The organism is Aeromonas sp. YN13HZO-058, from assembly GCF_001921245.1.
GTDB classification, from domain to species: Bacteria; Pseudomonadota; Gammaproteobacteria; order Enterobacterales; family Aeromonadaceae; genus Aeromonas; species Aeromonas allosaccharophila.
In genome coordinates this window covers 23,252-36,687 of the sequence record NZ_MQSY01000073.1, presented here as the reverse complement: position 1 = coordinate 36,687, position 13,436 = coordinate 23,252, and the positions used below count along the sequence as shown (strand labels likewise).

The window sequence follows — 13,436 nt, the reverse complement described above, 5'->3', positions numbered from 1 at the left end:
GATATCCTGCCATCCTTCAGCGCCGCCGATCACGGCGCAGAGCGTCAGGAACAGAACATCAAACAGGGGGTAGGCCACTTTAGCGGTTTGTCTGGGATCTTGGAGTTCGGCAAAGTGTTCAGAGAAAGCGTCGATGGATATGAAATGGCTCCCGAAAAGGGAGCATAAGATCATAACCCGCAACATCGGTCAAATCATGTAAATGTGCTCAATAAACGNGCGGTTTGTCTGGGATCTTGGAGTTCGGCAAAGTGTTCAGAGAAAGCGTCGATGGATATGAAATGGCTCCCGAAAAGGGAGCATAAGATCATAACCCGCAACATCGGTCAAATCATGTAAATGTGCTCAATAAACGTTCGCGATCTCGCCCTGCTGTTGCCCCTTTGCGCGAGACTAGCTGATGGCTGGCTTTGCTGTCATAGGCACCATCCGCATAAACACGCCCCAGCTTGCGCCGCAATGGATTGAGCAAGGTCGGCAACACCTCGGCATCATGGACATTTTCCAGCGAGACTTCCGCCGCCACGATATCGTGAGTGGCTGGGTCTACCGCCAGATGCAACTTGCGCCAGATTCGCCGTTTCTCAGCGCCGTGTTTTCTGACCTTCCACTCGCCTTCACCAAACACCTTCAGCCCGGTTGAGTCGATAACCAAGTCGGTAATACGTCCCTTTGGGGGCTCTCGATAAGCCACCGTCACCGAGCGGGCTCTCTTGCTGACACAGCTATAGTCCGGTGCGCACAACGGCACATTCATCAACTCGAACAGGGAGTCGAGTAGTCCCTGAGTGGCCCGCAGAGTGAGATTGAAAATCCCCTTGAGCATCAGGAAGGTACAGATGGTCTGGTCAGTGTAAAGCTGGCTGCGCCCCCGCCGCCCATGATGGTCGTGGTGAAACCAGTTGCTCATAGCCTCGGCATCAACCCAGAAGGTGAGTGAACCACGGTTAATCAAAGACTTGTTGTATGTAGGCCAGTTGGTGATGGGGTGAAGCGACTTGCCCATGATGCAGACCTGAAGGGGATGGTGGTGATCAGATCACCAAGTTCTCAGTTAGTTCCATTCAAGCTGCATCGATTTGGGAAACAACGCCCATTAGTCGCCAAACAAAACAAGCCACACCCAAAGGACTGAGTTGATGCCTATCCTACCACCCCTGCCACGACCACAACGGCGCCGCATTCACAAAATCATCCATGCGACGCGTGATAAAGGGCATGCTCATCGCTTGATGGCCATCTTGCTGTTACATGAAGGACGCACGATCACTGATGTTCATCACCTTACCGGCGCTGCTCGTTCGACCATCGGCCGTTGGCTTCGGTGGTATCGGGATGAAGGTGTGGGTGCGTTAGAAGCCTTACCGGCTGGCCGTGCCCCAGTCTTACCTGTCGCCAAGATTGTCACCTTACTGGTGCTGCTCATGCAGTTTTCTCCGCAAGATTTTGGTTATCAGCGCAGCCGCTGGTGTACCGAACTATTGGCTATCAAAATCAATCGGTTAACAGGCCTCAATATGGCAGCCTCCACGCTCCGCCGATGGTTACCTCGTATGGGCATTGTCTGGCGAAGGCCCGTGCCAACCTTGCGGATAAAAGACCCGGCCTATCAGGAGAAAATGGCGGATGTCGACGCTGCGCTGGCCCGCTGTGATGCCGATAATCCGGTGTTTTATGAGGATGAAGTCGATATAGACTCAATCCCAAATTAGGGGCCGACTGGATGTTCAGAGCGCAGCAAAAGCGGGTTGTCACACCGGGACAGAACGCGAAACATTACCTGGCAGGCGTTCTCCATGCAGGTAACGGAAGAGTACTTTACGTCAGTGGGATAAAGAAAAACTCATCCCTGTTTATCGCCCTGCTGGAAAAGCTGCGTCGCCACTACCGACGAGCCAAAACCATCACGCTGATCCTCGATAACTACATCATTCACAAAAGCAAACAGACCGAGCGATGGTTGAAGAAGAACCCCAAGTTCTGCTTGGTATTCCAGCCAGTTTACAGCCCTTGGGTTAATCACATAGAACGGCTGTGGCACAAGTTACATGAAACCATCACGCGCAATCATCAATGCAGAGGAATGGCCAGCCTGCTGGCCCGAGTGAAACACTTCATGGATACCGTGTCTCCTTTCCCGGGGAATGGCTATGGCACAGCAAAGGTGTAGCACTTGAATCGCCCCCAGTTCCCTAGACACCTCACAGCCTTAAAATGAGGCAACTATTGGAGGTGTTATGACCCGTCAGCGTTATCCAGAAACATTCAAAATCGAAGCCGTTAAACAAATCACCGAGCGCGGACGACCGGTGACTGACGTTGCACGAGCCCTTGGGGTATCCAGCCACAGTCTGTATGCCTGGCTCAGGCAGTACGGCAAGCCTGCTGACCAGCAGCTCGAAGAGTCTGCCTTGCAAGCCGAGATCCGCCGCCTGAAAGCCGAACTGCGCCAGGTCACCGAGGAGCGCAACATTTNCTCAGGCAGTACGGCAAGCCCGCTGACCAGCAGCTCGAAGAGTCTGCCTTGCAAGCCGAGATACGCCGCCTGAAAGCCGAACTGCGCCAGGTCACCGAAGAGCGCAATATCCTAAAGGAGGCCGCCGCGTACTTTGCCAGCGAGTCAAGGAAAGGTACGCGTTCATAACCTCCCGACTCGACCGGTACAGTGTCGTTACCCTGTGCCAGACCCTGGGGGTTCACCAAAGTGGCTTCTATGCGTGGTTGAAACAGCCCGTATCGCCACGACAACAGGAGGACGAACGGNACTTCATGGATACCGTGTCTCCTTTCCCGGGGAATGGCTATGGCACAGCGAAGGTGTAGCACTATTGGGATCAGTTATTTAGCTCAGACATTAAAATTCTATTATCGAGAATCATGTCTCTTGAAACGATAACTAGAGATATTTAAACCAATAATAAATACACCAACTAAACATTTAATTTATATTGCCGTCAAGAAAATATAAATGCCACGAACGATAAGGGCGATAGTTGGAAAAGAAATAAACATGGGGGAATTCTCCCCCTCTAATACCGATCCTCGGAATGGACAATCAACCTCAGCCCGTAGGTTCGAATAGCGCAGCGTATTCTGACAATCGCGAATAACCCCGCCGCGATATAAGCAAGGATCGGAAGATCCCTTTGCGGGGTTGCTATCGACCGCCTTGGGGTGGCTCAAGGCTTGTCGGCGCCACTATCAGCTGGATTTATGGGTTTTCCGATAATGACCCAACTTTTGCTTATAGTGGCTACCGCCAGCCCATCAGCGCCTGTGGTGGCCAACTGGCCGGCTGCCGGGCGCTTGTTATACGTTCTTCCGATCCAACTACAGGTAGTTCCCCTGCCGTAGGGCGGTCAGCAGCTCCTCCACCAGCACCTCTACCGATTTACCGGCATTAAGCAGATGGATTTCCGGCTGCTCGGGCGCCTCATAGGCGGAGTCGATACCGGTAAAATTCGTAATTTCCCCAGCCCGCGCTTTTTTATAGAGCCCCTTGGGGTCTCGCTCTTCACAGATGGCGAGCGGCGCATCGACAAACACCTCGACAAACTCGTCAGCGCCCAAGAGATTGCGCACCAGCGCCCGTTCGGCACGAAATGGCGAGATAAAGGCGGTGAGCACGATAAGGCCCGCATCCACCATCAGTTTCGCCACTTCACCGACCCGGCGGATATTCTCCTGCCGTGCGGCATCATCGAAACCGAGATCGCCGCAGAGGCCGTGGCGCACGTTGTCCCCATCCAGCAGATAGGTATGCTTGCCTTGTGCCGCCAGCGCCTGCTCCAGCGCCCCCGCCAGGGTCGATTTGCCCGCCCCCGACAGCCCGGTAAACCAGATCACCAACGGCTTTTGCCCTTTCAATTCGGCCCGGCTCTGTTTGTCCACGGCATGGTTGTGCCACACGATATTGCTCATCCAATACTCCTTGATTGGCGCTCACGCCTCAAAACTTAAACTGTCCGGCACCACGGGGAGCCGCCTCGGACTATCAGCCGACAACGTGCTGGTGCCATGGTATTGCTCACCCAACACTCCTTGATTGGCGCTCACGCCTTAAAACGGAAACAGCAGGGGCACCATCACAATCACCCCGAGGCTATAGGCCAGCGAGACCGGCAGGGCCAGCTTGAGGTAGTCCGGCATCTTGTAGTTGCCCGCGGCATAGACCATCAGGTTGGTCTGATAGCCGTAGGGCAGGATAAAGCTGGAGCTCGCCCCGAACAGCACCGCCAGAATAAACGGCATGGTCGAGACATCCATGCTGAGCGCCAGCTGGTAACCCATGGGGAAGGCCAGTGCAGCGGCCGCGTTATTGCTCATCAGTTCGGTCAGCACCAGGGTAAAAACATAGATACCGATAAAGGCGATGATGGGGCTGGCACCGTTGAACTCCCCCATCAGCCAGTCGGCGATGAGCCGCGCCAGTCCGCTTTTTTCCAGCTGATCGGCGATGGCGAGCGCCCCGCCCACCACCAGCCAGATATCCAGCGGAAAGCGGCGGCGGATCTCGTCCAGGGTCAGAATGCGGGTGAGCAGCAGCGCCACCAGCATCAACAGCAAGCCCTTGAACAGCGGCACCAGATCAAACACCGAGAGCGCCAGCACCCCGAGAAAGCCCAGCACCACGGCGGCGCTACGCTTGCCATCGAGGCGGGTGGAGGCCTCCAGCCCGCTCACCACCACAAACTCCCGCCCCAGCGACTTGTTGCGGGCAAACTGGGGGCCGGGGGCCAGCAGCAGGGTGTCCCCTGCGTGCAGCTCAATCTGGCCGAGGCCACCGGTGAGCTGGGTTTCGCCGCGGCGCACCGCCAATACCACCGCATCGAAGTGGGTGCGAAATTCCGCATCCTTGATGGTCTGCCCCACCAACCGCGAGCTGTGGCTGACGATCACCTCCACCAGATGCTGGCCGTTGAGGCGGTGTTGGCCGTAGAGATCCAGCCCCTTCATCTCCTGCAATACGCCAACGCTCTCCACGTCGCCGCAAAACAGCAGCACATCGCCCTCGTGCAGTTCGTGTTCCGGCTGCACCGGGCAGATCACCTGCTCGCCGCGAATGATTTCCGCCAGATAGAGGCTTTTCAGGCTGCGCAGACCATTCTCCTTGACGCTGCGCCCCGCCAGTGGCGACCCGGCGCCCACCTTGGCTTCGAGAAAATAGCCAGATTCGCGGCTCATCTCGGTATCCTGCTCCGGCAGGTGACGGGCAAACAGCAGCACGGCCACCAGACCGGTCAGCAAGGTGCCCGCCCCCACCATAAAGAAGTCGAACATGCCGAGCGGCGGCGCCCCCATCTTGATGAGGAAGCTGTTGACGATCAGGTTGGTGGAGGTGCCGATCAGGGTCAGCACCCCGCCAAAGGTGGCCGCGAAGCACATGGGCAACAGCAGCCGCGACGGGGAGTGGTTGGGGTTGCGTTTGACCGCCCCCAGCATGGAGGCCACCACGGCGGTGTTGTTGACGAAGGCCGACAGGAAGGCGGTGGAGAACCACACCTTCACCAGCACCTTGTTGAATGAACCCGTGCCCACCAGATTGGCGAACCAGCTCATGATGCGGGTCTTCTCCACCGCCAGCGACACCAGCAGCAACAGTACCAGGGTCAGCAGGGCACTGTTGGTGTAGCCCGCCACCACGGCATTGATGTCCGCCAGCCCGCTCAGGTAGGTGATGAGCACGGCGCCCGAGAAGAGCAGCGCCGGGCGGAGTTTGCCCTGGATCAGCAGGGCCACGAGAGCAGCCAGCAGACCCAGCACCAGGGATTGTTGCCAGGTCATGGGCTTATTCCTTGCTTGTGTCGTTACCGATGGCAAGGGCTTGCCAGTGCGGGAAGTGCTTGCGCACCAGCGCGTTGAGCTCGATTTCGAACTCGCTGTAGTGCCCTTTTACCGCTTTCGCCGCCAAGCCCTCGACGATCATGCCGGCACCGACGGTGACGTTGGTCAGCCGGTCGATCAGGATAAAGCTGCCGGTATCGCGGATCTCCTGATACGGGTCGAACGCCACCGGGTCGGTGAGGCTCAGCTCGCACAGGCCGATCTCGTTGAGCTTGAGCTCGCTGGCGGGCAGCTCATCCAGCTTGTTGATCTCGATGCGGTGGCGGATGGCCTCTACCTGGCCGCGACTCTTCTTGGTGGCCAGCTTGACGTCGTAGACCCGACCCGGTTGCAGGGACTCCTCCCCCATCCAGACGATATGGGCCAGCAGGTTCTGGGTCACTTGCGGCTGCTTCGCGGCATCCACCAGCAGGTCGCCGCGGCTGATGTCGATCTCATCGGCGAAGGTGACGGTGATTGCCTGACCCGGCAGGGCGTACTCCAGATCCCCGTCGAAGGTGACGATGCGGGTGACTGTGCTCTCTTTGCCCGACGGCAGCACTGCCAGCTTGTCGCCCACCCGCAGGATGCCGGAGGCCAAGGTCCCCGCGAAGCCACGAAAATCGAGGTTGGGGCGGTTCACATACTGCACCGGCAGGCGTACCGGATGACGCTCCAGTTCGCGCTCCACTTCCGCAGACTCCAACAGGGCAAGCAGGGTTTCGCCCTGATACCAGGCCAGCTTGTCGCTTTGGTTGACCACGTTGTCGCCGTCCAGCGCCGAGACCGGCACGATATGGATGGTGTCGACACTGAGCTTCTTGGCGAACTCGCGGTAATCGGCGCTGATGCGCTCGAACACCTCCTGACTGAACTCCACCAGATCCATCTTGTTGACCGCCACCACGAACTGCTTGATACCGAGCAGGCTGGCGATAAAGCTGTGGCGGCGGGTCTGATCCAGCACCCCCTTGCGGGCGTCGATCAGGATGATAGCCAGATCGCAGGTGGAGGCGCCGGTCGCCATGTTGCGGGTGTACTGCTCGTGGCCCGGGGTATCCGAGATGATGAATTTGCGCTTGGCGGTGGAGAAATAGCGGTAGGCCACGTCGATGGTGATGCCCTGCTCGCGCTCCGCTTGCAGGCCGTCGACCAGCAGCGCCAAGTCCAGCTTCTCGCCGGTGGTGCCGAGCTTCTGGCTGTCGGACTCCAGTGCCTTGAGCTGATCTTCATAGATCTGCTGGGAGTCGTGCAACAGGCGACCGATCAGGGTGCTCTTGCCGTCATCCACGCTGCCGCAGGTGAGAAAACGCAGCAGACTCTTGTGCTGCTGGGCGTACAGATAGGCTTCGATGCCCTGTTCGGTGATGGCGGTCTGAATATGGCTGTTCATGCTGACGACTCCTTAGAAATATCCCTGACGCTTCTTCTGCTCCATGGAGCCGGCCTGATCGTGGTCAATCAGCCGCCCTTGCCGCTCGCTCGAGGTGGTGAGCAGCATCTCTTCAATAATTTCCGGCAAGGTGGTGGCATCGGATTCGATGGCCCCGGTCAGCGGGTAGCAGCCGAGGGTGCGGAAGCGCACCAGCTCCTGCTTCACCTCATCCTCGGCGGTGAGCGGCATGCGATCGTCATCCACCATGATCTTGATGCCGTTGCGCTCCACCACCGGACGCATGGCCGCGAAGTAGAGCGGCACTATGTCGATGTTCTCGAGATAGATGTATTGCCAGATATCCAGCTCGGTCCAGTTGGAGAGCGGGAACACCCGGATGCTCTCCCCCTTGTTGACCTGGCTGTTGTAGACCCGCCACAGCTCCGGACGCTGGTTCTTCGGATCCCAGCGGTGGGACTTGTCACGGAAGGAGTAGACACGCTCCTTGGCGCGGGACTTCTCCTCGTCGCGGCGCGCGCCACCGAAGGCGGCATCGAAGCCATATTTGTTGAGCGCCTGCTTGAGCCCCTCGGTCTTCATGATGTCGGTATGCTTGCCACTGCCGTGCACGAAAGGGTTGATGCCCATGGCGAGCCCTTCCGGGTTCTTGTGGACGATGAGATCCAGCCCGTACTTTTTGGCGGTCTCGTCGCGGAATTTGATCATCTCCTTGAACTTCCAGTCGGTGTCGACGTGGAGCAAGGGGAACGGGATCTTGCCCGGATAGAAGGCCTTGCGGGCCAGGTGCAGCATGACGGAGGAGTCCTTGCCGATGGAGTACATCATCACCGGGTTTTCAAATTCGGCAGCCACCTCGCGGATGATATGGATGCTCTCGGCTTCCAGCTGCTGCAAGTGCGTCAATCTTTCACGGTCCATGTTGGTCCTCGGGTCATTGCTTATGCGCCTGCTCGGGGCGCTGGGTGGTTCAGTGCGCGGCTGCGCTGGCAGCCGCATCAAATATCTCTTTCTCGGTCAGGCCAGCTGCACCAGCTTGAGGTCGCAGCCATCGAGATCCGGGTTAGCGCGCAGCTGCTGGCCGCTCTTTTCCCCGCTTTTTTCCCCAAACCAGGCGAGCCGATCGCGCAGGGCGACCACTTCGCCGATGACGATAAGCGACGGGCTCACCGCCTGTTTGGCCAGCTCCGCCAGATCCGCCAGCGTGCCGGTCAGCACCCGCTGGCGGGCTGTGGTGCCGCGCTCGATGATGGCGATGGGGGTGGCTTGGCTTCGGCCGTGATCCATCAACTGCTGCTGGATATGCTCGGAGCGCATCAGCCCCATGTAGATGACAAGGGTCTGACTGGTGGCGGCGAGCTGCTGCCAGTCGGGCTCCTTGCCCTCTTTCTGACAGTGGCCGGTAATAAAGACGGCGCTCTGGGCGTAATCACGGTGAGTCAGCGGAATACCGGCATAGGCGGTGGCACCGGCAGCGGCCGTGATGCCGGGCACCACCGAGAAGGGGATGCCTTCGTCGGCCAGCACTTCCAGCTCCTCACCACCCCGGCCAAACATAAAGGGATCGCCCCCTTTCAGCCGCACTACCCGGTTGCCCGCCTTGGCGTAATCCACCAGCAGGCGATTGGTCTCCTCCTGCGGCACGCTGTGGGCACCCGCCTTCTTGCCGACGGACACCAGAGTTGCATCGCGGCGCACCAGATCGAGGATCTCAGGCGAAACCAGCTGGTCGTAGAGCACCACTTCAGCCTGTTGAATTTGTTGCAGCGCCTTGAGGGTCAAGAGGCCCGGATCACCGGGGCCAGCGCCAACCAGCACCACTTCCCCCACTTCGCTTTTCGCCTGGTCGAGGCCATCGCTCAGCCACTGCTCGGCCCCTTGCCAATCCTCTTTCTCAATCAGGCTGGCGAGGGTGTTGGAGGCAAAGGCGCGCTCCCAGAAGCGGCGACGATCGGAAATCGAGGAGAGCACCCGCTTGGCCTTGTCACGGACCCGGCCGGAGAGCTCGGTCAGCCCGCCAAGATGGCGCGGCAGCAGGCTCTCCAGCCGTTCGCGCAGCAGGCGTACCAGCACTGGCGCCTTGCCGCCACTGGAAACAGCCACCATCAGCGGCGAACGATCGATGATCGAGGGGAAGATAAAGCTGGAACGCTTGGGGTCATCCACCACGTTGACGAACAGCCCCAGCTGGTTGGCACTCTGATAAACCAGCGCGTTGACTTCGAGGCTGTCGGTTGCGGCCACCACCAAAATCTGACCTGCCAGATGAGCCGGAGTGAAGCGCTCGGCAAGATGGGTAAAACGACCGGCAAATTCCACAAATTCGGGTTCAAGCTCCGGGGAGACGATGGTCAGTCGGGCACCGGCCGCCAGCAGCAGGCGCGCCTTGCGCAGGGCCACTTCGCCCCCGCCCACCAGCAGCACCGGGCGCCCGTCCAACTTGGCAAACATCGGCAAATAATCCATTTCGACCCATCCCTCGGAATACGACTAATATGGGGCGACTATAGGCAGGGCCACTTATCCCTCAAAATAATAAAAAATGCTTTTTAATGCGTTTAAGTAATTAGTAAAACCAATTCATGGCAAAGGCGTACGAAGTCACTTGTGGTACCTGACGCCAGACCATAGGCTAGAGATTGTGTTTCATAAGGAGCTATATGATGAATGAATCATTGATTGTGCTAGGGATTTTCGTGTTCCTGGTGCTCGCCACCCTGAGCGCGGGCATCAAGATCGTGCCCCAGGGCTACAACTGGACGGTAGAGCGCTTCGGCCGCTACACCCGCACCCTGACCCCGGGTCTCAACCTGTTGATCCCCTATGTGGATCGGGTCGGCCACAAGATCATCATGATGGAGCAGGTGCTGGACATCCCGGCACAAGAGGTGATCTCCCGCGATAACGCCAACGTCACCATCGACGCCATCAGCTTTGTGCAGGTGGTGGATGCCCGCAAAGCGGGTTACGAGGTCAACGATCTCACCAGCGCCATCCGCAATCTCACCATGACCAATATGCGGACCGTGCTCGGCGCCATGGAGCTGGACGAGATGCTCTCCCAGCGCGACACCATCAACGAGAAGCTGCTGCGCACCATGGATGCCGCCACCGCCCCCTGGGGCATCAAGGTGACCCGCATCGAGATTAAAGATGTGCGCCCGCCGCTGGCACTGGTCGAAGCGATGAACGCCCAGATGAAGGCCGAGCGCCAGAAACGGGCCGAGGTACTGGAAGCCGAAGGGGTGCGCCAGTCCAAAATCCTGAAAGCGGAAGGCGAGAAGCAGTCCCAGATCCTCAAAGCCGAAGGTGAACGTCAGGCCGCCTTCCTCGCCGCCGAAGCGCGGGAGCGGGCTGCCGAGGCGGAAGCCAAGGCGACTCATATGGTCTCCCAGGCCATCGCCGAGGGTGATATGCAGGCCATCAACTACTTTGTGGCCCAGAAGTACACCGAGGCGCTGGCCCGCATCGGTGAAGGCCCCAACAGCAAGATCATCATGATGCCGCTGGAAGCGGGCAGCCTGATTGGCTCGGTGGCCGGCATGGCCGAGCTGTTCAACAAAGATGGCAAGGGCAGCAAGTCATGACAGCCCTGTTCGAGGGGCTGACCCACTGGCACTGGCTGGGGCTCGGCTTCATTCTGCTGGCCATCGAGGTACTGGGGTCGGTGGGCTTCCTGCTCTGGACCGGCATCGCCGCGCTGGAAGTGGGCCTACTGCTGCTGATCTGGCCCTTTGGCTGGCAAGCGCAATTGCTGCTGTTTGCGGTGCAATCCCTGCTCACCACCTGGGCCTGGTGGCGCTGGCAGCACCAGCGCGACAAGTCGGGTCAGGATGCTGCCAGCACCATCAACGAGCGGATGCAGAGCTATATGGGCCGCGAGCTGACCCTGCTGGATGATGTCACCCAAGGCACCAGTCGGGTGCATCTGGACGACACCGTCTGGACGGTGCGCTGCGACGAGTCGCTGCCTGCGGGCAGCAAGGTCAGGGTGGTGGGGGCCGACTCACACATCCTGCTGGTTGAACCCCGCCACTGACGCCGCTCTGCCATCGAACCATAAAAAAGCCCGCGATCACTCGCGGGCTTTTGTCTCTCAGACTGCCACTCAGGTGCGCAGCCGATCGAGCTGACTGGCCAGCGCCGTGGCCGCTTGCTCCAGCGCCTCGCTCAGTTGATGGCTGGAGCTGGCCTCCTGCCCGATCACGTTGGCGGTATCGCCGATCCGCATCAGGTTCTGGTTGATGGTGTCGCTCACCGCACTCTGCTGCTCGGCGGCGGTAGCGACCTGACTGATGTGGTCGTGGATCTGCTGGATCTGGGCCACCACCCGATTGAGCGCCTCGAACGCCTGCTCGGTGCCCTGCACCGTGGTGGTGGAGCGTTCGATGCCGGTATTCATCAGACGCTGACTGCTGCTCACTTCAGTCTGCAGGCTACCGATCAGCTGACCAATCTCGTCGGTCGATTCACGAGTCTTGGTCGCCAACGCCCGCACCTCGTCCGCCACCACCGCAAAGCCGCGTCCCATATCACCCGCCCGCGCAGCCTCGATGGCGGCGTTGAGGGCTAGCAGATTGGTCTGCTCGGCAATGGCGCGGATCACATCAAGGATCCGGCTGATATTGGTGCTGCGCTGGGCCACCAGCGCCACCGCTTTATCCGCCTCATGCATATCACCGACCAGGGTATGGATCTCGTTGCGCGCATTGCTGAGGGTCTGCTGGGCGGTATTGATGTGGTGGGTCGCCGCTTCCGACTCCTGCGCCGCCTGCTCGGCATAACCTGCCACGCTGACTGCCGTGGTGCTCATTTCGTGCATGGCGCTCACCACGCTCTCCAGCTCCAGATTCTGCTCGTCCAGACTGTTGCGCATGGTGTCAGCGGTATGTTTCATCTCCCGCGCCTGCTGGTAGACCTGCTGGCCGATCCCCTTGCTCATTTGCACCATGCCCCGCAGCTTGCCGAGGAAGGCGTTGAGCTGGGCGCCAAGATCGATCAGCTCCTGGTGAGTGTCGATCTCCATCTGTTGGGTCAGATCCCCCTCATTGCTGGAGAGATGGCCGACATGGCGACTGATGAGGGAGAGCGGCGCGGTGATGGTCTGGATAAACCAGACTAGCAAGCCCAGCACCAGCAAGGTGATCAACCCCATCGCCAGCACTTGCTGCTGCTGAGCATCATGCAACAGGGAGCCAAGATCATTGCTGATGGCTCGAGCCTTGCTAAGTGCCAGTGCCTTGGGCACTTTGATCATTAACCACCACTGGGCATTGGCAGCCTCGATACGGATCGGTTGTTGCAGGATAAAATCGGTGTCGCTACTCACGGCCTGACCGGTAGGCAGGGCCAACCCCACCTCCTTGAGCGGGCGACCCAGCTTGTTGGCGTAGCGGTTGCTGCCAACAATCAGCCCCATCTTGCTGACCAGGGTCACATCCGCCTTGTTGTCATAGAGGCTCTTGCCAAGGTTTTCAGCCAGTTGCTGGAAGATGGGCAGGTTCATGTCCACGCCAGCCAGCCCGACAAACTTGCCATCGTGAAGGATGGGCACGGTCAGACTGGTCATCAGCATCTTGTTGCCGGGGCTGATTTCGTAGAGATAGGGCTCCATCAGGCAGGGTTGGCGGGTATCGCGGCCACAGAGATACCACTCGCTGTTGCGGATGCCGAACTCGTTGAGGGAGGTATCGAATTTTGCCTCGCTGGCAGCCGCATCAATCGGCTGCTGGGTAACTGCGCCTCCCTGAGCCTTGGTGAAATAAACCTCCAGGCTTCCCTTGCCCGCTACCGAGTGGCTGGCCCCGGCGACCCAGTTGGCATCCTCACCATCGTAGCCATTGGGTTCAAACTGGGCATAGATGGAGCTGATCCCGCTCGCCTGCTGCAAGCTGCTGCCGAGCAGAGACTCGACTTGGGGCCGCGACAAGCGTTGTTCCGGCTTGGTCATTGCGGCGTCAATCTGGGCGGTCACGGTAAGGGGGATTTGGTAGGAGTTCTGCATCAGCGAGGCAATCTGGATGGCATAGCGCTCCGCCTGATACTGCAGGCTGCGGGAGACCTCCTCTTCCAGTGCATCGCTGGTCTGGGTCATCACCATGTTGCGAAGGGAGCTGAAAGAGGCCGATTGCAACAGGGTCATGGCCAGCCCGGTCAGCAGAAACAGCCCCATGGTAAGGCACAGCAGCTTGAACTTGAGGGAACGTTGCTTCATGGGGCA

The 13,436-nt window shown here is 59.1% G+C and carries 9 protein-coding genes and 4 pseudogenes; 5 read left to right on the top strand and 8 right to left on the bottom strand.

Annotated elements, in window-relative coordinates; translation table 11 throughout:
• Positions 1 to 141, bottom strand: a 141-nt coding sequence (locus BSP75_RS19145; protein ID WP_148140712.1) for a transposase family protein, incomplete at its 3' end; no start/stop codon positions are given.
• 229 nt (positions 142 to 370) lie between these two features.
• A pseudogene (locus BSP75_RS19140) lies at positions 371 to 1,006 on the bottom strand (IS5 family transposase); the annotation flags it as partial.
• A gap of 133 nt (positions 1,007 to 1,139) precedes the next feature.
• Here BSP75_RS19140 and BSP75_RS19135 point away from each other — a divergent pair.
• From BSP75_RS19135 to BSP75_RS21315, 3 pseudogenes are all read left to right on the top strand, one after another.
• Positions 1,140 to 2,170 (top strand): annotated as a pseudogene (locus BSP75_RS19135) (IS630 family transposase).
• 67 nt (positions 2,171 to 2,237) lie between these two features.
• Positions 2,238 to 2,474, top strand: a pseudogene (locus tag BSP75_RS19130) (transposase); the annotation flags it as partial.
• Positions 2,475 to 2,536: 62 nt separating this feature from the next.
• Positions 2,537 to 2,763, top strand: a pseudogene (locus BSP75_RS21315) (IS3 family transposase); the annotation flags it as partial.
• Positions 2,764 to 3,330: 567 nt separating this feature from the next.
• On the opposite strand, the gene cysC reads toward BSP75_RS21315, so the two are convergent.
• From cysC to cysG, 5 genes are all read right to left on the bottom strand, one after another.
• On the bottom strand, positions 3,331 to 3,921 hold the full coding sequence (gene cysC, locus BSP75_RS19125; RefSeq protein ID WP_075114248.1) for an adenylyl-sulfate kinase: 591 nt from the start codon (positions 3,919 to 3,921) through the stop codon (positions 3,331 to 3,333).
• 138 nt (positions 3,922 to 4,059) lie between these two features.
• On the bottom strand, positions 4,060 to 5,784 hold the full coding sequence (locus BSP75_RS19120) for an SLC13 family permease (RefSeq protein WP_075114247.1): 1,725 nt from the start codon (positions 5,782 to 5,784) through the stop codon (positions 4,060 to 4,062).
• A 4-nt stretch (positions 5,785 to 5,788) separates the two neighbouring features.
• Positions 5,789 to 7,216 carry a sulfate adenylyltransferase subunit CysN gene (cysN, locus tag BSP75_RS19115; protein WP_075114246.1) on the bottom strand — a complete coding sequence of 476 codons (1,428 nt, stop codon included), beginning with the start codon at positions 7,214 to 7,216 and terminating at the stop codon, positions 5,789 to 5,791.
• 12 nt (positions 7,217 to 7,228) lie between these two features.
• Complete coding sequence (cysD, locus tag BSP75_RS19110) at positions 7,229 to 8,161, bottom strand: sulfate adenylyltransferase subunit CysD (protein WP_339385706.1); 933 nt, start codon at positions 8,159 to 8,161, stop codon at positions 7,229 to 7,231.
• 72 nt (positions 8,162 to 8,233) lie between these two features.
• Positions 8,234 to 9,682: a siroheme synthase CysG gene (gene cysG / locus BSP75_RS19105; protein ID WP_075114244.1), complete on the bottom strand. Its 1,449-nt coding sequence runs from the start codon at positions 9,680 to 9,682 to the stop codon at positions 8,234 to 8,236.
• Between the two features lie 197 nt (positions 9,683 to 9,879).
• On the opposite strand from cysG, the gene BSP75_RS19100 reads away from it, so the two are divergent.
• Together BSP75_RS19100 and BSP75_RS19095 are read left to right on the top strand one after the other, a co-directional pair.
• Positions 9,880 to 10,803, top strand: coding sequence for an SPFH domain-containing protein (locus tag BSP75_RS19100; protein WP_058052545.1), 924 nt, complete (start codon positions 9,880 to 9,882; stop codon positions 10,801 to 10,803).
• Complete coding sequence (locus tag BSP75_RS19095) at positions 10,800 to 11,255, top strand: NfeD family protein (RefSeq protein WP_075114243.1); 456 nt, start codon at positions 10,800 to 10,802, stop codon at positions 11,253 to 11,255. The genes BSP75_RS19100 and BSP75_RS19095 overlap by 4 nt, the downstream gene beginning before the upstream one ends.
• A gap of 69 nt (positions 11,256 to 11,324) precedes the next feature.
• Here the strand turns inward: BSP75_RS19095 and BSP75_RS19090 are convergent, their stop codons facing one another.
• Positions 11,325 to 13,430, bottom strand: coding sequence for a methyl-accepting chemotaxis protein (locus BSP75_RS19090; protein WP_075114242.1), 2,106 nt, complete (start codon positions 13,428 to 13,430; stop codon positions 11,325 to 11,327).
• Positions 13,431 to 13,436: the final 6 nt, after the last annotated feature.

What these genes read in the sequence shown, in the direction of transcription:
- cysN (WP_075114246.1), bottom strand. Translation starts at nt 7,216, where the DNA reads ATGAACAGCCATATTCAGACCGCCATCACCGAACAGGGCATCGAAGCC.
- BSP75_RS19120 (WP_075114247.1), bottom strand. Translation starts at nt 5,784, where the DNA reads ATGACCTGGCAACAATCCCTGGTGCTGGGTCTGCTGGCTGCTCTCGTG.
- cysG (WP_075114244.1), bottom strand. Translation starts at nt 9,682, where the DNA reads ATGGATTATTTGCCGATGTTTGCCAAGTTGGACGGGCGCCCGGTGCTG.
- cysC (WP_075114248.1), bottom strand. Translation starts at nt 3,921, where the DNA reads ATGAGCAATATCGTGTGGCACAACCATGCCGTGGACAAACAGAGCCGG.
- BSP75_RS19100 (WP_058052545.1), top strand. Translation starts at nt 9,880, where the DNA reads ATGAATGAATCATTGATTGTGCTAGGGATTTTCGTGTTCCTGGTGCTC.
- BSP75_RS19095 (WP_075114243.1), top strand. Translation starts at nt 10,800, where the DNA reads ATGACAGCCCTGTTCGAGGGGCTGACCCACTGGCACTGGCTGGGGCTC.
- BSP75_RS19090 (WP_075114242.1), bottom strand. Translation starts at nt 13,430, where the DNA reads ATGAAGCAACGTTCCCTCAAGTTCAAGCTGCTGTGCCTTACCATGGGG.